Origin of the sequence: Candidatus Dactylopiibacterium carminicum (genome assembly GCF_014736495.1) — a bacterium.
Taxonomy (GTDB): domain Bacteria; phylum Pseudomonadota; class Gammaproteobacteria; order Burkholderiales; family Rhodocyclaceae; genus Uliginosibacterium; species Uliginosibacterium carminicum.
Window position 1 is genome coordinate 96,548 of record NZ_MDUX01000003.1, and the last position, 23,056, is coordinate 119,603.

Genomic DNA, 23,056 nt, shown 5'->3' on the forward strand with positions numbered 1-23,056 from the left:
GGGCGTTTTGTTTTGATCGCAGGGCACCGCAGGCGGGTTTTCAGCGATCGCCTCCGCTGGAGCCTACTGTGGTGGTCGTGGAACTGATGGTGAAGCTGCTGCCCGAAGTACCGCCGGAGTGCGTGGCGCCGACGTATAGGCCGTTGAACGCGTCGGAGTAGCTGCTGACCGTACCACCGGTGTAGACGGTGTATCGCGTGCCCGTCGCAAGCGTCGAGCTGCTCAACAACACCGCGGTGGCACTGCTGGGCATGGTGTAGGCGAAAGCGGTGTTGCCACTGCTGTCGCGGATTGCCAGCGTGCCGGAGGAGACGCTGCTCAGTGAAACGGTGTTCTGCGTGCTGGTCGACGCCGTCACCGAGCTGTTTGCGCCTCCGATACCGATGAAGGTGCCGCCTGTGACCGAGAAAGTGTTCTGGTCGCAATCCAGCGCGCCTTCCGGCGAACTTGCGCCGATGGCCACCAGCAGGCCGCCGGTGATGCTCAATGTGCCATTGGAGTCCACCGCATCGTTGAGGCTGCTCTTCACGTAAATGCGTCCGCCATTGACGGCGAGATGCGTGCCGGCGTTGAGCCCGTCGTCCGTGGTGTTGATTACCAGGGAGCCTCCGTTGATCGTCAGCGTGGACTTCGATTCGATGCCTTCCGGGCTCAGCGAATCGGTACTGGTTTCATAAGGTGTGCCCGTGGTGGTGGTGGTGATCGTGCCGCCATTGATGGTCACCAGCGGATCGGGATCGTCTGCCGTGGTGGTGGTGTCGCCGTCCTCCGCTTCCCAGGAGGCCGTGATGGCCTTGTCGTAGCTGGTGATGCCGATCGTGCCGTCATTGATGGCGATGAACCCCAGTGGCGTGCTGTCGTCTTCCTTGCCTTCGACCTTGATGCCCTTGCCGGCACTGGTGGTGATGGTGAGCGAGCCACCGTCCATCACGAAAGCGTCATTGGCGCGGATGCCGTCCTTGGTTGTCGCGTTCAGGCTCAGCGTGCCGCTGACGAGCCGTACGTGCTTGTCGCTGGTGATCACGTGTTTCTTGGCTGCGCTGGCTGTCAGTGTGCCCGTGCCGCTGACGATGAGCGGCCCTTCGCTGAATAGCGTGGCCTTGAGATCCATGCTGCTGCCGTCGGAGAGCGTACGGGTGCTCCAGGTGCTGTGGGATGTGAGCGTGTTGCTGCCTGTCAGCACCACGAAGGCGCGAGTCTTGGTCTGGATGTTGATGGCTGGGCCGTCCGCACTCTGGATCGTCGCGTCATTGAGTGCGAGTTTGAAGTCGGTGCTGCTGAAAATCGTCACCGTTTTGGCATAGCTGCCGCTGAGCGCGAACGCCAGCGGCGTGCTGCCGGTGGCTTCCAGGGTGATGCCGTAGCTGTCCTCGGTCATGGTCAGCACCGTACTGCCCGATTGCGTGACCGGTGTGACGCCATTGCTCGCGGAGCCGACGATGAGGTCGCTGCTGGCGCTGGTGAGCGTGAGGGTCGAAAGATCCAGTGTCAGTGTGGCAAAACTGCGGGTGCTCAGCGCGTCCTCGCTGTTCGCTCCGGTGGAAAGGTTCCAGCCGCTGGCGCTGCTGCTCGTGCTGCCAGCGCTGCTGCTGGAGGCGCTGGCTGTTGTACTGGAACTGCTACTGGATGCACTCGTGGTACTGCTGCTGGCGCTGCTGGCGCTGCTGTTGCTGCTCGCGGTGTTTTCCGTGCTCGAGGTGCTGGCGCTACCGCCACCACCTCCACATCCTGTCAGCGCAGCCAACAGGAAAAGCAGAAGCCATCGGGTTTTCATTCGCATGTTTTTCTCCTCTGTTCGGCTGTCTTGAAAGACCGGCAGACAATGGCCGTGTGCCCGGGCAGCATCGGAGGAGCCCGCTGGGTGCGTCAATGTGAGAGGGGTTAAAAACTTGCAAAGGGAGGGGCTATGCCTTTGGGGTAACTTGCTGTGTTCGTGAAATGACGTGCGTCCGGTCGATGTTCAGCCAGCCGCGCTGAATGGTGCCGCGCGGCTGGTGGTTTGTCGTGCAGAGGGATCAGACGCTGAAGCGCTGGATCGCCGTGTTGATCTGTGTGGCGATCTCGCCCAGCTGGCGTGACAGGCGGTGCGATTCGCTGGCGGCCTCGTTGTTGCTGGTGCTGGCTGCGGCGATCTCCTCAATGTGGCTGGAAATGCTTTCACTGGCGGAGCTTTGTTCGCGGATCGCCATGGCGATGTCTGCCGTGTGTTGTGCGCTCTCGCGTGACAGGCGCTCGATCTCGCGCAGGTGCTCGGCCACCTGTTCGGTGCTGCCCACCCCCTGGGCGATCTGGTCGCTGGCCTGATGCATATCCTCGGCAGCCACGCCGGTGTCGCGTTGCACGCCTTCGATGCGGGCCTGGATGTCGACCGTGGCGGCGGTGGTGCGCTCGGCGAGCTTGCGTACCTCGTCGGCTACCACGGCGAAACCGCGCCCCTGCTCGCCCGCGCGGGCTGCCTCGATGGCTGCATTCAGGGCCAGCAGGCTGGTCTGGTCGGCGATCTCCTTGATCACCTGCACGATGTTGCCGATCTCATCGGAGCGCTGGTTCAGCGAATCGATGAGTTCAGCCGAGTGCTGGATGGTCTGCGCCACGGTGCGGATGTGGTCCGCCGTGGTGCGCGCCATGCCCACGCTGCTGCTGGCGGTGTTGGCGGTGCTCTCGGCCACTTCCTCCACGCTGGCGGCACGTTCGGCCACCTGGGCGATGCTGGTGCTGAGCTCTTCCACCGCAGCGGCCGTGGCGTGGGCGGAGCTGGCCTGCTGGCCGGACGCCTGTGTGACGTGCTCGGCCGTCTGGTACAGCGAATCGGCCGCCGTAAGCAGTGCCTTGGCATCGCGCGAGGCGACGCCGATGACATCGCCCATGCCGGACAGTAACTGGTTGATCGCACGCGAAGTCTGGCCGATCTCGTCGGTAGATTTTTCCGGCATGCGGCGGCTCAGTTCGCCGGAGCGCGCAATGTGGCCGATCTGGCGTTGCAGTTCGGCCAGGGGGGCGCGGACGCTGCGGATGATCAGCCAGCCGCTGACGATTCCCAGCAGGACTGCCAGGGCAACGAGTACCGCGCCGGTAGTCACTACTTCGCGGCGGATGTCCGCCAGCCGGTCATCGATCTGCTGGATGCGGTTGTTGGCGGCTTTGGAAATTTCGTTGAGTGCGCCGTTGGCGACTTGTGCATCCTGTTTGGCGGGCTCGAAGGAGTCATTGAGCATCAGCGAACTCATGAAGAAACCCACGCTCATGCCGGACATTGCCTTTGTCATGCCTTCGGAATAGGAAGCCATGGCGATGGTGGCCTTCTCGATCTGGGCCTGCTCTTCTTCGCCTGCCTTTTCGCCCAGTTTCTGCAGTGACTCACCGACCCGATTGACGGATTCGGTCCATTTCTTGTGGTATTCGTCGATATCATTCTGACTGCCCAGGGAGAGGAAAATGTCCTTCTCGTCACGGCGCATCTTGCTCATGCGCAGCTGCGCGCTTTGCACGGTCTGTAGCTGATTGAGATCCTTGGCCAGAAGTTCGTTCACTTCGCGGTACTGGCGCTGCAGGCCTTGCATGCCCACGGCGCCAACGGCCAGCATCAGCAAATTGAGAATGGCAAAGCCCAGCGCAACGCGCTGGGCGATGTTCAGACGAGACAGCATGATTTCTCCTGCAGGAAGGCGTGGATGCACACCCGTGGGCGGCAGTGATGACGCGGCTGAAATCAGCCCGCTTTCAGTTCGACGGCCTGAGAACGGAGAAATTGAGGGTATACCAGTAGTAAAACTTTGTTACACGGGAGAAATAAGTCCTACCTCGTCCGTGATAACACTATCAATGCCCCATGAAAACAAGGTCTTGACGCGTACCGGGTCGTTGGGCGTGTAGCACAGCACACGGAAGCTGTTGGCATGCGCGCAAGCGATGATGTCCGCATCCAGGCAATCGTGATTGGCATCCAGTGCGATGCAGCCCAGCCGGCGGAGCCTCGCCGGCCAGTCTTCGGGCAAATGATCGAGCAGCAATGCGCGCGGTAGGGCAGGGGCGGTCTGCGCGGCCGTGGCCAACGCCTCTTCCGAGAATGACGACAGCAACGGCGGGATACGCGTGCCTTGCCACAGCCGCCGTACATCCCGCGCTACCGCATGGCCGGTTTCCGCTTCGCGTCCGGGCATGGGTTTGATCTCGACGTTGACGCAGAAGTCGTTGGCTCGGGTGTAGGCCGCGATGGTTGCCAGTGCGGGCATCGTTTCTCCGGCATATGCAGGGCTGTGCCATGCGCCGGCATCCAGACGCTGCAGTTCGGCCAGCGTCAGCGCATCGGCGGGGCCGTGGCCGTTGCTGGTGCGTTCCAGCGTGTCGTCATGGAGCAGGAAACTGTGGCCGTCGCGACTAAGCTTCACATCGAACTCGAACGCGCGATAGCCATGCGCGGCGCCAAGGCGAAAGGCGGCCAGCGTATTCTCCGGTGCCAGTCTGCCGGCGCCACGATGGGCGATGGTGCGTGGGTAGGGCCAGGCGGGCAGAGTGGGCATGGTCGGATTCCAGGGTTATGCCGCAATCAGGCGGGCATGAAGCGCGGATTATCCGCGCGGGAGCTCAGATGTGCGTGCATGAAAGGGAATCAAAGCCCTTGTTGGCAGCATCCAAACAAACGATCCGGCCGAGTGTCTTGCCGGGGCATACTGGGGAAAACACAAGCACAGGAGAATCCCGATGCGTATCGCAGTTTTTGACACCCACCCCTATGACGAGCGAGCCCTGCGCGAAGCCAACGCGCATGGCGAGCATCAACTGGAGTTTTTCGAGGAGCGCCTGCATGACAAGACCGTGGAGCTGGCGGCCGGCTTCGATGCGGTCTGTCCTTTCGTGAACTGCCGGCTCACCGAGCATGTGCTGCAGCGTCTGGCCGAGCTCGGTGTGCGCCTGGTTGCGTTGCGCGCGGCAGGCTTCAATGGCATCGACATCGCGGCAGCCGAGCGTATTGGCATCGTGGTGGCGCGTGTGCCAGCCTATTCGCCCGAGGCCGTGGCCGAGCATGCCTTTGCGCTGCTGCTTACGCTGGTGCGCAAGACCCACCGTGCCTACAACCGGGTGCGCGAGCAGAACTTTTCGCTCGACAGCCTGGAAGGCTTCACGCTGCACGGAAAGACTTACGGTTCGCTCGGTGCCGGCCGCATCGGGCAGTGCGCGATGCGTATCGCCAAGGGCTTCGGCTGCAAGCTGCTGGCCTACGATCCGTACGAAAATCCGAAGATCGCCGCCGATGTTGGCTTCGATTACGTCAGTCTCGAACGTCTGCTGGCTGAATCGGATGTCATTTCGCTGCATCTGCCGCTCACCGAGCAGAGCCATCACATCATCAATGCGGCATCGCTGGCCGGTACGCGGCGTGGTGTGATCCTCATCAACACCTCGCGCGGTGGCCTGATTCACACGCCGGCCCTGATCGAGGCCTTGAAGAGCGGGCAGGTCGGTGGCGTGGGGCTGGATGTGTATGAGATGGAAGAGGGCGTGTTCTTACATGATCTTTCCGATCAGCCATTGCAGGATGACCTCCTGGCCCGTCTGATGACGTTCCCCAACGTGCTGATCACCTCGCACCAGGGCTTCCTCACGCGCGAAGCCTTGCGTGCCATTGCCGAAACCACGCTGGGCAATGCCCGCGCCTTCGAGCGCGGTGAGGAGGTGGTCAATCGCGTGAGTGCGGGCTGACGCGAGCGCGTGATACGTGCAGGGCGGCAGCTTCTGCCCTGCGTTAAAATCCGGCATCCCTTTTCTGCTGGACTCCTTCATGCCCTTCATTTCCGATCTTGTCGCCGCCTGGCAAAAGAACGACTCCCTGCTCTGCGTTGGGCTGGATCCTGATCCCGCAAAATTTTCGGTCCATCTGCAGGAGCGTGAGGACGCGATCTACGAGTTCTGCAAGGCCATCGTGGATGCCACGGCCGATCTGGCCTGCGCCTTCAAGCCGCAGATTGCCTATTTCGCAGGGGAGTCCGCCGAGGCCCAGCTCGAGGCGCTGATCGATTACATCCATGCCGAGCATCCGGATATCCCGGTGATTCTCGATGCCAAGCGTGGTGACATCGGCGCCACGGCTGCGCAATATGCGCGCGAGGCTTTCGTGCGCTATCAGGCCGACGCGCTCACCGTGAATCCCTACATGGGATTCGACTCGGTCGAGCCTTATCTCGAATACGCGGATTGTGGTCTGATCGTATTGTGCCGCACCTCCAATCCTGGGGGCTCCGATCTACAGAATCTCACTGTGGAAGGCGGCCGCAGGCTCTATCAGCATGTGGCGCAACTGGTGGCGGAGAAATGGAACAAGCACGGGCAGGCCGCGTTGGTTGTCGGTGCTACCTTCCCGGCTGAACTGGCGGACGTACGCAGCATCGTCGGCGACCTGCCGCTGCTGGTTCCCGGCATCGGCGCACAGGGCGGCGATGTGCAAGCCACCGTGACGGCTGGCAAGACTGCCAGCGGGCTGGGCCTGATGATCAATTCTTCCCGCGCCATCCTCTATGCAGGCAAGGGCGAAGACTTTGCCGATGCGGCCCGTAAGGTCGCCCTTGCGACGCGTGACGAGATCAATCGGTATCGCTGAGCTGCGTCGCGCCACATAGCGGTTTCAGGCATGAAAACGGGCCCTTTCGTGGCCCGTTTTGTTTCTGTCTGATGGATGGAAAATCTGTTTCCACTCGCTGATCAGTCGGGGAACTGAATTCCCAGTGTATTCATGAGTTCGGTCATGCGCGCATCTCCCGCAATGCTGTCTTTCATCAACAATCGAAGCCTTTCGCTGCTTTCTTTATCTACAACCATTGCCTGATGATATTGGGCAACGGTGTCGATGCCTTCTTTCTGCATTAATGCCTGAAAATGCTTGTCCAGGAGCCCGGAGTATTCTCCGACTTCGGATCCATATTTTTCAATCAAATGCCCGCCCTTCACATACAGCTCGTCCGCTTTTGCACCGACTTTTCCGGATAACTCGATGGGCATGAGGTCCGCTTGCCAGCGGGGCATTGAATAGTATTCGAGCGGATATTCTTCTGGGGCAGAGTTGGCAATTTCGGAGGACAGCGCTTCGCGTGCCGCCCTTGAAATGGTAACCGTATCGGTAATTGTTGCCGCCGCATCGGAAACGGTTTGCCGTGTCGGCTGAAGATTTGCCGTTGATGCGCGTACGGCTGGCGTTGAATAGGCTGTGCTTTGTTGAATTATCACAAGGTCCGCCTCAAATGCATGGATATGCGCTCGCTGAGTGCACATAGCATGCCAAGGGTGACTCCGGGCTGCGTACCCCCCCACCGTACTGACTCCAAACCAGGGGCTTCCGGCTGACCTCGAGGATTGTTTAAGAGTGTGAATACGGTTGCCTTGCGCAACCACATGGCTAGACTGTTGCGCATAGCAACAATATTTTCTTCACATGACATCCCCCGATCTCAAACCCGGCCTCGCGCGCAAGTTGCGTGAGCTTGTCGGGCTCTATCTGATGGCGCAGCGCCATCGTGCCCATGAACACGGTTTTTCGCAGAATGCCCGTCTGCTGATGCTGCTAAAGCGTCACGGTCCGACCGTGCAGCGCGAGTTCGGCCGCATGGCCGGGCTGGACAAGAGCTGGATCAGCCGCATCGTCGAGCGCTTCGTAGCTGATGGTCTGGTCGAGCGTCTACCGCTGGAGACCGATCGCCGCTGCCTGGTGTTGCACCTGACGGCCGCTGGTGAAGCCGAGGCCAGCCGTTTCGACGTGATGCTCAACGAGCAGGCATTGAAGTTGTTCGAAAGCATTCCGGCGGGAGAGTATCCAGGGCTGGATGCTTCGCTGATGACGCTGATGGATGCGTTGCGCCCGCTGGCCGTCAGGAAGGAGCGCTGAGATGGAGCAGACAGCACGTTCCTTCCGCGCCTCGCTGGCCGCGATGATCGGCATCTGCCTAGTGATCATCCTGATCGCGCTGGATTCCACCGTGGTGGGTACCGCCATGCCACGCATCGTGGGTGAGCTGCGCGGCTACGATCTGTATCCCTGGATCGCTTCGGCCTATCTGATGGGCAGCGCGGTGACCATTCCCATTGCCGGTCGCCTGGGGGACCTTTACGGGCGCAAGCCTTTCGTGCTTGCAGCCATCATCCTTTTCACGGCGACTTCCGCGGCCTGCGGTTTCGCCAGCAGCATGATGCAGCTGGTGATCGCCCGGGGCTTGCAGGGCGTGGGCGGCGGCATGTTGATCAGGGTGGCCTTTGCCTGCGTGCCGGATCTGTTTCCGGATCGTGCACAACGTGTGCGTTGGCAGGTGATGCTTTCTGCCAGTTTTGGCATTGCCTCAGCTTTCGGTCCGTCGCTGGGCGGCTGGCTGACCGAGCATTTCGGCTGGCGTTCGGTGTTCACCATCAATCTGCCGGTAGCCGCACTGGCCTTGCCGGCGGTCTGGCGCTTCCTGCCCTGGATCGTGCATCACGAAGAGGGAGAGCGCAGCATCGACTGGCTGGGGGCTTTGTTGCTCGCGGCTGCCGTGGTGATGCTGCTGTTGGGCTCGGAAGCCATCCAGCAACATGGCGTGACGCATATGCAGGGGCCGTTGCTGATGCTCGCAGCCATTGCCTGCGGGGCTTTCTTCGTGTGGCACCAGCACCATTCGGCGGCGCCGATCATCCCACCGGAGTTGTTTGCCAATCGCGACGCGTTGAAGTTGATGGCGCTCGGCGTGCTGACCGGTCTGTCGATGTTCGTGCTGGTGTTCTATTCGCCCTTGTTGCTGCAGGGGGGCTTCGGCGCGTCGCCCAAGGAAGCGGGGTTTCTGATGACGCCGTTGCTGGTATGCGTCACGGTCGGGTCCATCATCAATGGCCGCCTGTTACCTCGTGTGCCGCGCGCAGAACGTGTGATCGCCTGGGGGCAGGTGGGCACGCTGGTGAGCTGCCTGCTGCTGACCTTGCTGGACGCGGACAGCCCGCGTTGGCAGGTGCTGCTGCAGTTCGGCCTGTGTGGTTTGAGCCTGGGTTTCCAGTTGCCCAACCTGACGTTGCAGATGATGGCGGTGGCCGGCAAGCGCAATTTTGGTGTTGGCTCCGCGCTGGTCCAGACCACGCGCATGCTGGGCAGCATGCTGGGCGTGGGGATTGCTGGTGTGCTGGTGAATGCGCGTTATGCCTGGGATGTGGAACGCCTGCTGGCCGATCTGCCGGTGCGTAGCGAGGTCGTGGATGCCCTGATGTCCTCGCCGCAGATATTGATCCGGGTGGCGGACCAGGCGCAGCTTGCCAGTCTGGCTTCTGGCCTGGGCATCGATTCAGTGACTTTGCTGGCGCAGGCGCGTCACGCCCTGGTACAGGGCGTACACAACGGTTTCATCCTCAGCGCGGTGATGGCGGCCGTGAGCCTCGTCATCAGCTTGCGCTTGCCGCGTTACGAGATCGCCAAAAGAAGTTAGGATTGGGTCCGCCCGGATGGCCGGGCGGACCGGAACCCCTCCACGTCGCCATATGGGCATTGGTCGGTGCTCATGCACTGACTGGCGCTGCGGTGCATCCGCTGTGGCAGATCTTGAACCGGCTTTCGGCACTTCTTGGGACAATCCTATGGCGATCTATCCGGGTATCGAACACGTCGCGATCTTTTCCACCGACACCACGCGTTTGCGTGACTGGTATGTGCGCCACCTCGATATGCACTGTGTGGTGGACAATGGCGCAGGGGGGTATTTCCTGCTCATGCAGGATGGCTCCCTGATCGAGCAGGTGCCGGCGAGTGAGCCTTCTTTGTGTGGTTCCGGCCCCGCCATCCGGGACAGCGGCCTGCGCCATGTGGCGCTCACGGTGGCAGCACATGATTTCGGCCCTGCCGTGCATCGTCTGGTCAGCGCCGGCGTGAGCGTGGTGGGTGAGAGCCCGCGTCAGTTTCCGGAGGGGTTGGCTACCTTCCATTTCCGCGACCCGGACGGCAACCTGCTGCACCTGATCTCAAGGCCGCGCCGTCTTTCGTTGGCCGCGCCGCCCCGTCTGGATACCGCACCCAGGAGTGGGCTGATCCAGGGGATCGAACATGTCGGCATCGTGGCGAACGATCCTGAGCGCTTGCGCTAGTGGTACATCGACAACCTGGGTTTTCGCCTCATCGTGCGTGACGATGGTCACGGCACCGCCTTCGTGCCTCTTGTGAGTTGAGCTTTTGATGAACAGTAAGCTGCATGTCCGTACCCGCCAGCAGGCCGAACGTTATTTCTACGTCAGTTTCGGCATCGCTGTGGCCTGTGCCGTTTTCGTCTACGTCGGTACTGCGAACGAGCGTATCACCGGCCTGATCCTGGCGCTGGCCGCCTGGCATCTCGCACATCGTTTCATCAAGGGGCCACCCATGGGGCTGGCCTTCATCGAGGTGAAGGATGAACACCTCTATTTCCGCAATCCGTCGGCCAAGCCGGCACGTGTCGATCGTATCGAGCTGCAAAAGCTGCATTCCATCGAGCTTGTGGGTGAAGACCATCTGCGCTACTTCGAATGCAAGCTGCTGAGTGGCGATATCGTGAAGATCGGTCCCTTCGAGCGTGGTCCGGGCGAGATGGTAATCGCCGAGTGGTTCTACAAGGCGTTGCCTGACATCCCCTTTCATGTGCATCCCAGTGCGACACCGCTGGATATGCCGGGAATGCCGCCGGGTCTGTAATGCGCGCCCTTGTTTCTTCATGCGACAAAGCCCTCCAAGGAGGGCTTTGTCATGTCTGCCGCTCACATCGGACTCGCCTGAGGCGATGCGTTACGCGTGATGCCGCGCCTTGTCAGCGGGCACTCGCCGGTGCGGCGCAATGCTCGGCGCTCAATCGGGCGCCTTTCTTGCCCACGCCGGCATAGAGCGGCAGCTTTTCCTTCAGGCACTGAGGGCTCACCGTTTCGTAGGCATATCCCAGCTCTTTCGGGAATGCCGCCGTCGTGATCCAGTCAGCAGCGGATTTGTCACCGTTGGTGGGCGTCGTCCAGGTGACATTGTAGGTGGCGAAGTCGGCCGGGCTGGCGATGTTGTTGCCACGCAGATCCCACCAGCCACAGTTGCTGCCCTTGTCATAGAAGCAGACCACCGGATCGACGGCATTTTCGAAGAAATTGCGTTCGATCAGTGCGTAGCCTTTCTGGCGCACATTGATGCCCGAACTGGTGATGCCGTCGTACAGGTTGTTGTAGACGTGAATCCAGCCACCACGCTGCAGCGGCAGGCGCGCATTCACGTTCCTGTAGTAGTTGTGGTGATAGGTGATCGAGCGGCCACCAGCAATGTCGCTGGAAGAGGAGCCGTCCAGGCCGACCTTTTTGCTGTCGTGGATGTAGTTGTACGAGACGGTGATGTTGTGCGAGTTCTTCTTGATGTCCAGGGCTGCTTCAAAAGTGAGGTCTCCGTCGGGAGAATCCTTGCACTCGTTGTTCACGGCGAACAGCTCGTTGTGATCGATCCATACGTTGGATGCTCCATCGATACGGATCATGTCCGCATCTTTTGCTGCGCCACCCAGTGCGCCGATTTTCATGTTGCGTACGACGACGTTTTCGCTGCCACCGTTGATGACGATGCCGAAGTTGGCCGAAGATCCCTCGGCGCCCTCGATAGTGATGCCGGCGGTGTAGCCTTTGACCTCGACGTAGCGGTAGTCGTCGTCCCAGTGCGGTTTGGGGCAGTGGCCTGAGGCGTCCTTCGTGTGGTCCTTGACGATCTGTCCAATCAGCGCATCCTCGTTTCCCGTGTAGGTGATGTGCAGAGGATAGGCGCCCGCGGTGACACGGTCTTCCGCATCATCGAAACGGGCGTTGGCGATGATTCTGTTGATTTCCGAATAAGTGGCGGCGGTGAATTTGCGCGCTGTGGTCACGTTGCCGTCGGTGGTCGAGAAGCCGCCGGTCTCTGCGGCGAAGACGCCTCCGCTGAATACGGCGGCAGTCAACGCTGCCAAGGCAATAATCCTGCGTTGCATGAAGTTCTCCTGCTGATCTTGTTTGGGAGGGGGATGGGCCTGAAGCCCGGCATGCGCCCTTTTTCACCTGTGCCGCCCCTGCCGTGGGGGCGTGGCGGCCAGAGGGCTGCACACCGCGCATGTCGCCTGTTATGGCTGCCAGCGCAGCCATGTTCGCGTGCCGGGCGCCTGCGTGATGCTCAGCGCAACCAGCCCTTGCGACGGAATACCCAGATCGGGATGGCGACCGAGAGGATCATCAGGCCGATGGCGAAGGGGTAGCCCAGTTTCCACTCGAATTCGGGCATGAACTGGAAGTTCATGCCGTAAATGCTGGCGATTAGCGTGGGGGGGAGCAGGGCAACGCTGGCCACGGAGAAGATCTTGATGATCTTGTTTTGGTTGATGTTGATGAAGCCGACCGTGGCGTCCATCAGGAAGTTGATCTTGTCGAAGAGGAAGGCTGTGTGGCCATCGAGAGACTCGATGTCACGCAGGATCTGGCGTGCATCTTCGAACTGGGTGCTGGAGAGGAAGCGCCCCCGGATCAGGAAGGAGACTGCACGGCGGGTGTCTAGCACGTTGCGGCGCACGCGGCCGTTCAAGTCTTCCTCGACGGCAATGGCCGAGAGCACCCGGGCTGCCTCGGTATCGGTGAGTGCCGTGGCCAGAACCTGTTTGCCTACGGACTCCAGCGCCGCGTACACATCTTCCAGCGTATCCGCGGAATATTCGACGTCAGCCGCGTAGAGATCGAGCAGTACGTCTTTGCCGTCACTGACGTAGCCAGGCTGGATGCGCGCGCGCAGCCGTTGCAGGCGGAAGACCGGCAATTCTTCGTTGCGCACCGAGAACAACACGCCCTGATGCAGCACGAAGGCCACGGGCACGTTGCGTGCGCCGCCTTCCCGATCGAGCAGAAAGTCCGAGCGCAGGTGTACCTGCTCGCTTTCGTCCTCGATGTAGAAACGTGCGGACTCTTCCAGGTCGGTGAGGTCTTCGGGATCGGACAGCGCCAGGTCGAAGACTTCCTTGATCCAGCCGAGCTCCTCTGCACTGGGGTCGATGAGGTCGACCCAGATCGGGCTGACTGCTGCGAGCGCGGCCTGGCTGTCGATCTTGGTCTGGCGCAGGCGGCCGTTGTGCAGTTCGAATGCGTTCACCACTACCGGGCGTCGGGTTGGTTTGGCCGGGCCGGCGATCAGTGCGTCACCCACTGTTTCAGATAGTTCGTCGAGGATCGCCGCGCCGCGATCTTCCTTGACCAGATCCCATACCACCAGGCTTTCGTTATGGGGCAGGGCTTCGAGGATGCGCGCGATGCCATCGGCAGGCAGAGCGTCGAGCTTCTTCTGCAATTCCACGAGGTTCTGCTTGTGAACCAAGCCTTCCACGAGATCATGGCGTGGCATGTCCTGGCGGCGGACGAGGTTCTCCACCACGCGATGGCGCGAGAGCAAAGCCTGCACTTCCTGCAGATGAACCTGCAGGATTTCGTCGCGCTTGGCGTCGTCTTTCTCGTTTTCGGACATTGCGGACCTCTTGGAAAACGGGCGCGATTCTACGCGGATTGCTCGGGGTTCCTGATGTCGGTGCAAACACCGAGCTCAAGGTAGGCTGGAGTAATGCATGCGCGCCTGGATGCGCGCGGCGTGGGCCGCCAGCCGAGGCGTGAAATTCTTCTCGTAACGGCGCGGGTTGGGCAGCATTACCGCCAGGCGGGCGGCCTGGGCAGGCCCCAGGCTAGCCGCCGGGATGCGGTAATAGTGGCGCGCCGCAGCTTCCGCGCCGAAAACGCCGTCGCCCCATTCAACCACATTGAGATAGACCTCAAGGATACGCTGCTTGTCCCACAGGCTTTCGATCATCAGCGTGATCATGGCTTCTTCGGCTTTGCGCAGATAGGAACGTGACGGGGTCAGGAACAGATTCTTGGCAAGCTGCTGGCTGATCGTGGAGCCGCCGGCTACGGCGCGTCCGCGCTTCTGATTCTTTTCCAGCGCCCGCTGGATGCCATCCCAGTCGAAACCGTCGTGGTCGACGAAGCGGTCATCTTCCGCAGCCACCACGGCACGTTTCAGGTGTAGCGAGATGCGTGCATAGGGCACCCACTGGTGCTTGAGCGTGGCCTGCGGTTGCTTTTCTCGCAGCTCCGTCAGGCGCAGGCGCATGAAGCTCGTCTGCTGAGGATCCCACTGTTTCCAGTAAAGCACCCAGCCCAGCAGCCACAGCTGCCAGCCCAGGATCACCAACAGCAGGAGGAGGGCCGCGCGACGTGCCCATGACAACAGGAATTTCATGGCGCGCAAGGATTGCAGAGAGGCAGTTTGCGAGCAAGTGTGGCGCAGAAAAATCCCCTTGTATCCCGTTGCTGAAAGAGAAAATTCCGGCAATGAAACCATCGGCTTCACGGCTGTTTTATGGCAAAAACCGCGATTCCAGGATGGGCAAGACTCCTCAAGCCACTGTATCCTTACGTGTTTTCCCGAATGGGCCGGCCGCCGTTCTGGCCTGGTTCAGTGTTCGTCAACCTGTATCGCCGGGCCCGGGGCCCCAGCTGACCATGACGCAAACCATCAAGACCATCGACTTCCAGAAGGACTGGCCCAAGCTGGGTCTGCCGCCGCATGTCATCGAAGTGCTCAGCGCTTCGCCCGCGATCTACGTCGCCGAGCATCGCGAGGATCTGCTCAACTGGGCGTTGAACCGCAAATCGGGCGAGACGGACTGGCGCCACGCCAATCGCGAGGACAAGGGCGAGGTGGAGGTCGGTTTCGATGTGCCGGGCAAGGGCTATGTGGCCGAAGCCATCGTCACCAAGGCGCGCAATGGCATTGCGGTGAATTTCGTGGATCCGAAGATGCGCCGCCGCGATCCGGACGCCATGGTCATCGGTGACAAGCAGCCTACCGACAAGCCGACCTATCAGGAGCGTTTCGGCGAATCTTTCGACAAGATGCGTCAGAAGACGCTGGACTGGCTGAAGACGCAGGAACTGATCGTGGTGCCGTTCTACGCCGGGCCGGATGAGCTGGGCTATGGCGCGCTGGCCATCGTGCCCAAGGCCTCGGCTTTCTTTGCCGGCGCCCTGGCCGATCTGCAGGGCATGATCGCCAACAGCGAAGTGCCCGCGAACTTCAAGCTCACCGGTGGCGCGATCTTCATCGCGCCGCCGTTCCGCCACACGCACTTCGAAGGCAAGCAGGTCGTGGTGCATGCACGCAGCGAGACGCACCAGGAAGTCTTTGCCTACAACCTCTATCCCGGCCCCTCGGCCAAGAAGGGGGTGTATTCGCTGCTGCTGGACATCGGCGAGCGCGAGGGCTGGACCACCAACCACTGCGCAGCCGTGGGCGTGGTCACGCCGTACGACAACCAGATCGTGATCATGCACGAAGGTGCTTCGGGCGGCGGCAAGAGCGAGATGACCGAGCACATCCACCGCATGGAGGATGGCCGCCTGCTGCTGGGCAAGAACGTGGTTACCGGCGAGCAGCGCACGCTGAACTTGCCCGAAGCCTGCCACCTCAACCCCATGGCCGATGACATGGCCTGTGCCCACCCGCACTACAACGAAGGCCAGACCAAGCTTTCGATCAAGGATGCGGAAGCCGGTTGGTTCGTGCGTGTGGACCACATCAAGGGCTACGGCACGGATCCGCACCTGGAGCGTCTGGTGATGCATCCGGAGCGGCCGCTGATCTTCCTCAACCACTACATCGTGCCGGGTGGTCAGGCGCTGCTGTGGGAGCACATAGAGGATGCACCGGGCAAGCCCTGTCCGAACCCGCGCCTGATCATCCCGCGTGACATGGTGCAGGACGTACAGGAAGGCCCGGTGTCGGTCAACATCCGTTCCTTTGGCGTGCGCTGCCCGCCCACGCACAAGGACAGCCAGCTCTACGGCATCCTCGGCATGCTGCACATCCTCAGCCCGGCGCTGGCCTGGCTGTGGCGTCTGGCGGCTCCGCGCGGCCACGCCAACCCCTCGATCCAGGATCAGGGCGGTGGCATGCAATGTGAAGGCGTGGGTTCCTACTGGGCTTTCTGTACCGGTCGCCGTGTCGACCAGGCCAACCTGCTGTTACGCCAGATCGTGCAACACACCGATACCCGCCACGTGCTGATCCCGAACCAGTACATCGGTGCCTGGAAGGTCGGCTTCATGTCCGAGTGGGTGGTGCGCGAATACCTGGCCCGCCGCGGCTCGGCGCGTTTCCATCGTGATCAGCTGGTCGAGTCGCCCTGTTCGCTGCTGGGCTATGTGCCGCGCCAGGTGAAGGTGGAAGGTTCGATGGTTCCACCGGTGCTGCTGCATGTGCAGAGCCAGCTCGAAGGGGGCGCCGAGGTCTTCGATCACGGCGCCAGGATGTGGAAGGAGTTCTTCAAGCGCGAACTTCAGCCCTTCCTTACGCCCGATCTGGATCCGCTGGGGCGCAAGATCATCCAGGCTTGCCTGGATGACGCCACGCAAGAGGACTACTGGAAACTTATTCCGCACCAGATGTTCAAGGAGTGACGGGGCCCGGCCGGGGTTTTCCCCGGCCTGCAAATGTCATCATCCCGCGCTAGAATCGCGCCCCTATGAAAAGACAGCCGGCATCGCCGGCTGTTTTGCATCTGCCAATCCAGAGACCGCACTCATGAGTTCACTTGCCAACCAGCTCGAGCAGATGGAAAGCCATCGCTCCCTTTTTGAGAATGCCGTGCGTGCGTTGCCGCTGCCGGTATGCCCCGCGTTCGGCTCCGCCGACGCTCTGCAGGCCGTCCGCTTTGCCGGCACGGGCCAGGTGCTCGCCTCGCGCGATGCGGCCGCGGTGGCCGAGCGTTTCGCACAGAGCGTGAAGGCCTCGGGCAACGCCGTGCTGCGTGCCGAGGGGGTCGCTGTCGGCCGTGTCAGTGGCAAACGTGTGGCTGTGCTGTTCTCTGGCGGCCCGGCGGCCGGTGGCCACAATGTGCTGTGTGGCATCAAGCGCATGCTGGGGGCGGATAACACCGTGCTGGGGGTGAAGGGGGGGCCCAAGGGGCTGCTCGCCGGCAAGCTGTTCGAAGTGACCGATGCCCACGTAGCGGAGATCCTGAACACCGGGGGCTTCGATTTCCTCGGCACCGACCGCACCAAGATCAAGACGCCCAAGCAGTTCGAGCAAGTGAAGAAGACTTGCGTCGAGCACCAGCTCGACGCCATCGTGATCATCGGCGGTGACGACTCCAACACCAATGCTGCACTGCTGGCCGAGTACCTCTTTTCGGGCATCAAGGCCGACGGCTCGGGCGTGCAGGTGATCGGTGCGCCCAAGACCATCGACGGTGATCTGCAGGTGCCCGGCCTGCTGCCGATTTCCTTCGGCTTCGATACCGCCACGCGTATCTACGCCGAACTGGCGGGCAACATCCTGCAAGATACGCGTTCCTCGCTGAAGTACTGGCACTTCATCAAGCTGATGGGGCGTTCGGCCTCGCACGTCACGCTGGAGGTCGCGTTGCAGGTCAAACCAGCCGTGGCGCTGATCTCCGAGGAAGTGGCGGAGAAGCGGTTGTCGCTGGGCGCGCTGGTCGACGAGATCGTGGCCGCCGTGGTGTCACGCTACCGTGACAAGGGCCTCAAGCACGGAGTGGTACTGGTGCCGGAAGGCCTGATCGAGTTCATCCCCGAGATGAATGCGCTGATCGCCGAACTCAATGATCTGCTGGCTCACGAGGCCGACGCCTTTGCGGCGCTGGCCGTCGATGCACGTGCGGCCTTCGTGGCAGGCAAACTGACCACCGCTGTCGCAGCGCTGTTCCGTTCGCTGCCGGGTTATATCGTCGACATGCTGCTGGCTGAGCGCGATTCGCACGGCAATCTGCAGGTTTCGCTGATTCCCACCGAACAACTGCTGATCGACATGGTGCGCGCGCGCATCAAGGAGACTGCACCGGATGTGCCGTTCGGCAGCCAGCACCATTTCTTCGGCTACGAAGGCCGTTGCGGCGCACCGACCCTGTTCGATGCTGCCTACACCTATAACCTCGGCCTGACCGTGGGGGCGTTGATCCTTGATGGCCGCAGTGGCTACATGGCCAGCGTCACCGGTCTGGGGCAGGGCGGCCAGCCCCTGGCCATCCCGCTGACCGGGCTGATCAACGTCGAGCGCCGTCATGGCAAGGATGAATACGTGATCGAGAAGGCGCTGGTGCGCACCGACGCGCCCGCCATGCGTTTCTTTGCCGGCCGCCGCGCTGCCTGGGCGGCGGACGATCTGTTCGCCTCACCTGGCCCGCGTCAGTTGTGGGGGCCGGCGGCACACCAGCTGCCGATAACCGTCGCACTCAATGACGGACTGCCGTCGCTGGATTTCAAGCTCGGTTGAAATGGTCTGCCCGGGGTGCGCCGGGCACCCCGCTGTGGGGGAGAAACATCATGCGCACCAGTCTGCTGGCGCTCTGCCTGTCATTCATGTCGGCCCTGGCATCGGCCTCCTGCTGGCAGGCCGATGCCGCGATGCGTCAGTCTCTGGCGGTCAGCGTGGCCGCGCGGCAGGCGCGCTTGTTCGACGGCGAGCACTTGCGCACCGGGCGCTCCTCCATCGAGGCTTCCAGCCTGCTGCTGGATGCCATGGCCGTCGGTGCGCCGTCTGAACAGCTCGCGCGATTGCTGGCCGCATTGCCATCGCTGCTGGATCGTGACCCGACCAGCAAGACCTACGGCAACATCCGCTGGTACCAGGGTGATGCGCACGTGGTGGATCGCAACGGCATCGAATTCGTCACCCGCAAGGCTGCGTTGGCCTGGCTGTGCTACCGGGACGCGCTCCCGCCCGTGCAGCGCGAGCAACTGCGGGAGTTGCTGGAGCTTGCGCGCATCGGTGTGCCACGCCACGCGGTGCGCATCAGCTACACCAACATCTTCCTGATGAAGACCTGGAACCTGATCGCGCTGGGCGAGGGGCTGGATGACCCTGAACTGGCGCGGCAGGGCTATGCCATGCTCGCGGACTGGCTGGCCCATACCCGCCGCCCCGGGATCAACGAATACTTCAGCCCCAGCTACTACGACATCGATCTGGAGAACCTGGCGCTGATCCACAATCTGTCGCGCGACTCAGCGGCGCGGCGCCTGGCGCGCGCGGAGCTGGACTGGCTGTGGCACGATATCGCGCTGAACTGGTATCGGTCCGCCGAGTGCCTGGGCGGCACGCACAGCCGCGATTACAACCGCCTGTTCAACACATCCAATCTGAACCGCTGGGTGTTGCGTGCGGGTTGGAGCACGTCGGAGGAGCAGGCTAGCCTGCCGTCCGATGGCCCTTACGAATCCATGGCCTGGGCGCCGCCGCCAGCGTCCGCCGCGCGCTGGCTGGAGGGGCCTTTCCCGCGCCGTATCACAGGGCGCTGGGGCGAAGAGCCCGAGAAGCGTCACACGCATTTCCTCGGACGGGAATTCAGCATTGCATCCGCCGAATCCGGCTACTACGCCGGGCACGACAACTCACCGCTGGTGATCAATCTGGGGCGAGGGCAGGCGGTACCCATCATCAATTTCTTCATGGACGGCCGGCGCGACCACTATGGCCAGAACAAGACGCTGGAGGCCGGCTCCGGGCACATGAAGGCGCTGCATCTGCGTCCCTTCCTCAGCAGCGTGCAGCGCGACAATGCGGTACTGTTCCTGGCCTCTATGCGCGACCCTTCCCCGGAACTGGTGGCACTGGAATCCGTGGTGACGCTGCCGGCGGATGCCGAATACTGGCTGGACGACCGGCCGCTCGATGTCGCCGGACAATACAGCCGCTGGCGTGCGGATCCCGAAACCCAGTCCGTCGGAACGCAGATTGCCGTGGAGGCGCGCGAAGGGCAGGCAAGCTTGCTATTAAGCGACCGCAATCCCGAGGGCGGCGTGGGCGTATCGCAGCGTTTCAGGGCTCGGGAGGGGGAAGACTACCGGCTTTCGGCCAGCATTGAAGGCGGGCCGGTGGCGCTGTACCTCAACTTCCTGGATGCGCAGGGGCGTCTGATCGGGCCGGAAAACATCCGCCTGGTACAGGGCGGGCAAGGCAAAACCAAGGAGGTGGAGCATGTCGCGCGGGCACCGGAAGGCGCCGTGTGGTGCAAGGCTTGGCTGTATTCGACGACGAAGAACCTCACCGAGCTGCATGTAAACGACCTGCGCCTTGAAGTTGTGCAGGCCGATGGCGCGCGCAGGATGCTGGCCGGATTTGATTTCGTCGTACCGCGCAGCGTGGCGATCCCCGTGCCGGCCGGCGCCACGCTGTTCGTGCGGCGTGGCGGCGCGGTGGCGGCCTTGCGCCTGCTTGGTGCCTGGGATGTGGCCGGCCAGCCTGCGGGTTTCACGCTCCATAACGACGGACTTATCTACGGCGCGTTGCGGCTGACGGCGATCCACGCCGAGCGGCGGCCCGGGGAAGGGCGCGGCACGCTGGCGATGTGGGCCTGGGCTGGCGAAGGATATGGTGACGCGGCGGCATTTGCAGGGCTGCGTAAACGCCTGCTGGCAGTCAAAGGGCAAGCGGCGCTCGAAGGCGATGTGCTGACAGCGTCCGTGTCGGGGGATCAAACCCTGCAGCTTCAGGCGAATGTGCTCAAGGGGCTGCGGTTGCGGCGCGAGGGGGCGGCTTCGGGGGCTGATGCCGCAATGGCGGTAGACGGGCAGGCCTTTGACCCGGCTGAAGACTGATACGGCCTTGCCTGCAAACGTATAAGAAGTTGTTCATGATCTGTTCTTTGTCATCTATTCACCCTTCGATAAGCTCAGGGCGAACGGTTTTCATGAGCCGAGCCCGTGTCCAAACCCTGTTTGTGCTGAGGTATCGAAACATGAATGGGCGCCTGGGGCACATTTTGCGAGATTGCCGTGCTACAGGCACTGCCTGCGGCGCCCCGCCTTGCTCTGCGCGCGAAGGCAAAGCCGTATGAACGGCTTCGGGCTACAATCACCGGTTTTGCAACCATTGAGTGCAGGAAGGGCATCGTGCAGATCGTTTGTCTCGACATGGAAGGCGTGCTGGTCCCGGAAATCTGGATCGCGTTTGCCGAGCGTACCGGCATCCCGGAGCTGCGCCGTACCACGCGCGATGAGCCCAACTACGACACGCTGATGCAGTACCGCCTGGCCATCCTGCGCGAGCACAAGCTTGGTCTGCCGGACATCCAGAAGGTGATTGGCGAGATGGGGCCCATGGAAGGCTGCGTGGCGTTTCTCGATGGGCTGCGCCGCGACTATCAGGTGGTGATCCTTTCCGACACTTTCTACGAATTCGCCAAGCCGCTGATGGCGCAGATGGGTCAGCCCACGCTGTTCTGCCATCGCCTCGAAGCGGACGCGAACGGCATGCTGGTGAATTACCACCTGCGCATGCCGGACCAGAAACGTCATGCCGTGGAAGCCTTCAAGCGCCTGAACTTCAAGGTCATCGCGGCAGGAGACAGCTACAACGACACCGCCATGCTGGGTGCAGCCGACGCCGGTATCCTGATGCATCCGCCCGAGAACGTGGTGCGCGAATTCCCGCAGTATCCCGTGGTGCGCAGCTATGCCGATCTGCGCGCCGAGATCGATCGCGCCTCCGTGCGCATCGGTGAAGGGGCGTAACTTCGCGACCCTTCCAGCCATATCTCCCCATCCCCTCTCCCCGGGCGGGCGAGGGGGCTTTAAGCGTCGCGTTGCGACGGGAAACTGAGATCCATGCCTCACCTCGTCCTCGAATACTCTGCCAACCTTCTGCCGGATTTCGAACCGTCCCAGGCCTTGCATCGTATGAACACGGTGCTGCTGGCTTCAGGCGAGTTCGTGCCGGAGCACATCAAGAGTCGCGCCCTGCGCTACGACGACTATCTCGTGGGAGACGCCGCGCCCGGTAGTTTCCTGCACGCGCGGCTGCACTTGCTGGCCGGACGTGAGCAGACGACCAAGCTCGCTATCGTCGAAGGTCTGGTCGCGGCGCTGCGCTCCTGCGCGATCAACAATCCCGCCCAGCCCGTGCAGATCACTGCCGAGACCGTAGACATGGACCGTGGCGCCTACGCCAAGGCCATCATCCAGTCCTGATTCCCTTTCCATGCATACTCAACGCTTCTACACGCTCACTGCTTCCTGCCCTGACCGCGCCGGCATCGTCGCTCGCGTTACTGGTTTCCTGGCCGAAAACGGAGGCTGGATCTTCGAATCCAATATGCACACCGATCACGAGGCGCAACGTTATTTCCTGCGCATCGAGGTCCGGGCGGACTCTATCCCCTTCATGCTGGCCGAATTCCGCGAGCGCTTCCGTCCGATCGCCGAGGAACTGGGCATGGAATGGAAGATCACCGACAGCGCCGTGAAGAAGCGCGTGGTGCTGATGGTGAGCAAGCAGGAGCATTGTCTGTACGACCTGATCGGCCGCTGGCAGAGCAAGGAGCTGGACATCGAGATCCCCTGCGTGATCTCCAACCACGAAACCTTTCGCGGTCTCGTGGAATGGCATGGCATCCCCTTCCATTATGTGCCGGTGAAGGCTGACAACAAGCCAGCCGCGTATGCCGAGGTCCGCCGTATCTTCGAAGAGGTCCGTGGCGACGTGATGGTGCTGGCGCGTTACATGCAGATCATTCCGCCGGACATGTGCCGCGATTATCCCGGGCAGATCATCAACATCCACCACAGCTTCCTGCCCAGCTTCGTCGGAGCCAAGCCTTATCACCAGGCGCATGCGCGTGGCGTCAAGCTGATCGGCGCCACCTGCCATTACGTTACCGAGGCGCTGGATCAGGGCCCGATCATTGAGCAGGACGTCATCCGCATCGACCACTCCGACTCAGTGGAGGACATGGTGCGCTACGGCAAGGACATCGAGAAGGCCGTACTGGCGCGCGGCCTTCGTTACCACCTGGAAGACCGTGTACTGGTGCACGGCAATAAGACTGTTGTATTCCGTTAAAAAATAAGCCCCCGCAGGGGCTTATTTTTTATTCACTTGGCGCCCAGTACCAACTGGCACTCTTTTACGCCAGATTCACCCTGCTCGGCATCGACCAGATTTAATGCCGAACGAGCCGCCCATACGCCCATCTTTACTTCTTGCCAGACTGAATCGCCCCCGGTTCACTAGACACTTCGAAGCCTTAAGCTGGCAACCAAGTGG

General features: G+C 61.9%; 20 protein-coding genes. 13 read left to right on the plus strand and 7 right to left on the minus strand.

Annotation, left to right across the window (positions count from 1 at the left end; translation table 11 throughout):
• Window positions 1-40: 40 nt before the first annotated feature.
• Window positions 41-1,378: a carbohydrate-binding domain-containing protein gene (locus BGI27_RS01855; RefSeq protein WP_095523215.1), complete on the minus strand. Its 1,338-nt coding sequence runs from the start codon at window positions 1,376-1,378 to the stop codon at window positions 41-43.
• On the opposite strand from BGI27_RS01855, the gene BGI27_RS01860 reads away from it, so the two are divergent.
• Window positions 1,377-1,808: a hypothetical protein gene (locus tag BGI27_RS01860; protein WP_095523216.1), complete on the plus strand. Its 432-nt coding sequence runs from the start codon at window positions 1,377-1,379 to the stop codon at window positions 1,806-1,808. The two genes, BGI27_RS01855 and BGI27_RS01860, sit on opposite strands and share 2 nt — an antisense overlap.
• 207 nt (window positions 1,809-2,015) lie before the next feature.
• Here the strand turns inward: BGI27_RS01860 and BGI27_RS01865 are convergent, their stop codons facing one another.
• On the minus strand, window positions 2,016-3,647 hold the full coding sequence (locus tag BGI27_RS01865; protein ID WP_095523217.1) for a methyl-accepting chemotaxis protein: 1,632 nt from the start codon (window positions 3,645-3,647) through the stop codon (window positions 2,016-2,018).
• Window positions 3,648-3,776: 129 nt separating this feature from the next.
• Window positions 3,777-4,520 (minus strand): glycerophosphodiester phosphodiesterase, encoded by a 744-nt coding sequence (ugpQ, locus tag BGI27_RS01870; protein WP_095523218.1) that lies wholly within the window; start codon window positions 4,518-4,520, stop codon window positions 3,777-3,779.
• A 181-nt stretch (window positions 4,521-4,701) separates the two neighbouring features.
• On the opposite strand from ugpQ, the gene BGI27_RS01875 reads away from it, so the two are divergent.
• Both BGI27_RS01875 and pyrF read left to right on the plus strand, forming a co-directional pair.
• Window positions 4,702-5,700 (plus strand): 2-hydroxyacid dehydrogenase, encoded by a 999-nt coding sequence (locus BGI27_RS01875; protein ID WP_095523219.1) that lies wholly within the window; start codon window positions 4,702-4,704, stop codon window positions 5,698-5,700.
• Window positions 5,701-5,779: 79 nt separating this feature from the next.
• A complete protein-coding gene (pyrF, locus tag BGI27_RS01880; protein ID WP_095523237.1) occupies window positions 5,780-6,595 on the plus strand; it encodes an orotidine-5'-phosphate decarboxylase in 816 nt (271 codons plus the stop codon).
• Between the two features lie 101 nt (window positions 6,596-6,696).
• On the opposite strand, the gene BGI27_RS01885 is transcribed toward pyrF, so the two are convergent.
• Window positions 6,697-7,218, minus strand: coding sequence for a hypothetical protein (locus BGI27_RS01885; RefSeq protein WP_141239690.1), 522 nt, complete (start codon window positions 7,216-7,218; stop codon window positions 6,697-6,699).
• A 205-nt stretch (window positions 7,219-7,423) separates the two neighbouring features.
• Between BGI27_RS01885 and BGI27_RS01890 the strand changes: the two genes are divergently transcribed.
• The 4 genes from BGI27_RS01890 to BGI27_RS01905 all read left to right on the plus strand — a co-directional run bounded on the left by BGI27_RS01890 (window position 7,424) and on the right by BGI27_RS01905 (window position 10,660).
• A complete protein-coding gene (locus tag BGI27_RS01890; protein ID WP_095523221.1) occupies window positions 7,424-7,873 on the plus strand; it encodes a MarR family winged helix-turn-helix transcriptional regulator in 450 nt (149 codons plus the stop codon).
• A 1-nt stretch (window position 7,874) separates the two neighbouring features.
• Window positions 7,875-9,428, plus strand: coding sequence for an MFS transporter (locus BGI27_RS01895; protein WP_170942885.1), 1,554 nt, complete (start codon window positions 7,875-7,877; stop codon window positions 9,426-9,428).
• A gap of 148 nt (window positions 9,429-9,576) precedes the next feature.
• Window positions 9,577-10,080 (plus strand): VOC family protein, encoded by a 504-nt coding sequence (locus BGI27_RS01900; RefSeq protein ID WP_170942884.1) that lies wholly within the window; start codon window positions 9,577-9,579, stop codon window positions 10,078-10,080.
• A gap of 88 nt (window positions 10,081-10,168) precedes the next feature.
• Window positions 10,169-10,660, plus strand: coding sequence for a hypothetical protein (locus tag BGI27_RS01905; protein WP_095523224.1), 492 nt, complete (start codon window positions 10,169-10,171; stop codon window positions 10,658-10,660).
• A gap of 112 nt (window positions 10,661-10,772) precedes the next feature.
• Here the strand turns inward: BGI27_RS01905 and BGI27_RS01910 are convergent, their stop codons facing one another.
• From BGI27_RS01910 to mtgA, 3 genes are all read right to left on the minus strand, one after another.
• A complete protein-coding gene (locus BGI27_RS01910; RefSeq protein ID WP_095523225.1) occupies window positions 10,773-11,954 on the minus strand; it encodes a pectate lyase family protein in 1,182 nt (393 codons plus the stop codon).
• Between the two features lie 179 nt (window positions 11,955-12,133).
• Complete coding sequence (gene corA, locus BGI27_RS01915) at window positions 12,134-13,465, minus strand: magnesium/cobalt transporter CorA (RefSeq protein WP_095523226.1); 1,332 nt, start codon at window positions 13,463-13,465, stop codon at window positions 12,134-12,136.
• Window positions 13,466-13,540: 75 nt separating this feature from the next.
• On the minus strand, window positions 13,541-14,233 hold the full coding sequence (gene mtgA / locus BGI27_RS01920) for a monofunctional biosynthetic peptidoglycan transglycosylase (RefSeq protein WP_095523227.1): 693 nt from the start codon (window positions 14,231-14,233) through the stop codon (window positions 13,541-13,543).
• A gap of 263 nt (window positions 14,234-14,496) precedes the next feature.
• Between mtgA and BGI27_RS01925 the strand changes: the two genes are divergently transcribed.
• The 6 genes from BGI27_RS01925 to purU all read left to right on the plus strand — a co-directional run bounded on the left by BGI27_RS01925 (window position 14,497) and on the right by purU (window position 22,852).
• Window positions 14,497-16,452, plus strand: a complete 1,956-nt coding sequence (locus tag BGI27_RS01925; RefSeq protein WP_095523228.1) for a DUF4914 family protein — start codon at window positions 14,497-14,499, stop codon at window positions 16,450-16,452.
• 124 nt (window positions 16,453-16,576) lie between these two features.
• Window positions 16,577-18,286 carry a diphosphate--fructose-6-phosphate 1-phosphotransferase gene (locus BGI27_RS01930; RefSeq protein ID WP_095523229.1) on the plus strand — a complete coding sequence of 570 codons (1,710 nt, stop codon included), beginning with the start codon at window positions 16,577-16,579 and terminating at the stop codon, window positions 18,284-18,286.
• Between the two features lie 50 nt (window positions 18,287-18,336).
• Window positions 18,337-20,610 carry a hypothetical protein gene (locus tag BGI27_RS01935; RefSeq protein ID WP_095523230.1) on the plus strand — a complete coding sequence of 758 codons (2,274 nt, stop codon included), beginning with the start codon at window positions 18,337-18,339 and terminating at the stop codon, window positions 20,608-20,610.
• A 294-nt stretch (window positions 20,611-20,904) separates the two neighbouring features.
• Complete coding sequence (gene thrH, locus BGI27_RS01940; RefSeq protein WP_095529552.1) at window positions 20,905-21,525, plus strand: bifunctional phosphoserine phosphatase/homoserine phosphotransferase ThrH; 621 nt, start codon at window positions 20,905-20,907, stop codon at window positions 21,523-21,525.
• A gap of 93 nt (window positions 21,526-21,618) precedes the next feature.
• Window positions 21,619-21,981: a 5-carboxymethyl-2-hydroxymuconate Delta-isomerase gene (locus BGI27_RS01945; protein ID WP_095523231.1), complete on the plus strand. Its 363-nt coding sequence runs from the start codon at window positions 21,619-21,621 to the stop codon at window positions 21,979-21,981.
• A gap of 10 nt (window positions 21,982-21,991) precedes the next feature.
• The gene (gene purU / locus BGI27_RS01950; RefSeq protein WP_095523232.1) at window positions 21,992-22,852 is read left to right on the plus strand and encodes a formyltetrahydrofolate deformylase; all 861 of its coding nucleotides are present in this window, start codon (window positions 21,992-21,994) and stop codon (window positions 22,850-22,852) included.
• Window positions 22,853-23,056 lie beyond the last annotated feature (204 nt).

Bases quoted from the DNA above. Each gene is read 5' to 3' on its own strand.
- BGI27_RS01865 (WP_095523217.1), bottom strand. From the start codon at position 3,647: ATGCTGTCTCGTCTGAACATCGCCCAGCGCGTTGCGCTGGGCTTTGCC.
- BGI27_RS01895 (WP_170942885.1), top strand. From the start codon at position 7,875: ATGGAGCAGACAGCACGTTCCTTCCGCGCCTCGCTGGCCGCGATGATC.
- pyrF (WP_095523237.1), top strand. From the start codon at position 5,780: ATGCCCTTCATTTCCGATCTTGTCGCCGCCTGGCAAAAGAACGACTCC.
- corA (WP_095523226.1), bottom strand. From the start codon at position 13,465: ATGTCCGAAAACGAGAAAGACGACGCCAAGCGCGACGAAATCCTGCAG.
- BGI27_RS01890 (WP_095523221.1), top strand. From the start codon at position 7,424: ATGACATCCCCCGATCTCAAACCCGGCCTCGCGCGCAAGTTGCGTGAG.
- BGI27_RS01910 (WP_095523225.1), bottom strand. From the start codon at position 11,954: ATGCAACGCAGGATTATTGCCTTGGCAGCGTTGACTGCCGCCGTATTC.
- BGI27_RS01875 (WP_095523219.1), top strand. From the start codon at position 4,702: ATGCGTATCGCAGTTTTTGACACCCACCCCTATGACGAGCGAGCCCTG.
- BGI27_RS01905 (WP_095523224.1), top strand. From the start codon at position 10,169: ATGAACAGTAAGCTGCATGTCCGTACCCGCCAGCAGGCCGAACGTTAT.
- ugpQ (WP_095523218.1), bottom strand. From the start codon at position 4,520: ATGCCCACTCTGCCCGCCTGGCCCTACCCACGCACCATCGCCCATCGT.
- BGI27_RS01930 (WP_095523229.1), top strand. From the start codon at position 16,577: ATGAGTTCACTTGCCAACCAGCTCGAGCAGATGGAAAGCCATCGCTCC.
- BGI27_RS01900 (WP_170942884.1), top strand. From the start codon at position 9,577: ATGGCGATCTATCCGGGTATCGAACACGTCGCGATCTTTTCCACCGAC.
- BGI27_RS01860 (WP_095523216.1), top strand. From the start codon at position 1,377: ATGGTCAGCACCGTACTGCCCGATTGCGTGACCGGTGTGACGCCATTG.
- purU (WP_095523232.1), top strand. From the start codon at position 21,992: ATGCATACTCAACGCTTCTACACGCTCACTGCTTCCTGCCCTGACCGC.
- BGI27_RS01855 (WP_095523215.1), bottom strand. From the start codon at position 1,378: ATGACCGAGGACAGCTACGGCATCACCCTGGAAGCCACCGGCAGCACG.
- BGI27_RS01945 (WP_095523231.1), top strand. From the start codon at position 21,619: ATGCCTCACCTCGTCCTCGAATACTCTGCCAACCTTCTGCCGGATTTC.
- mtgA (WP_095523227.1), bottom strand. From the start codon at position 14,233: ATGAAATTCCTGTTGTCATGGGCACGTCGCGCGGCCCTCCTCCTGCTG.
- BGI27_RS01925 (WP_095523228.1), top strand. From the start codon at position 14,497: ATGACGCAAACCATCAAGACCATCGACTTCCAGAAGGACTGGCCCAAG.
- BGI27_RS01935 (WP_095523230.1), top strand. From the start codon at position 18,337: ATGCGCACCAGTCTGCTGGCGCTCTGCCTGTCATTCATGTCGGCCCTG.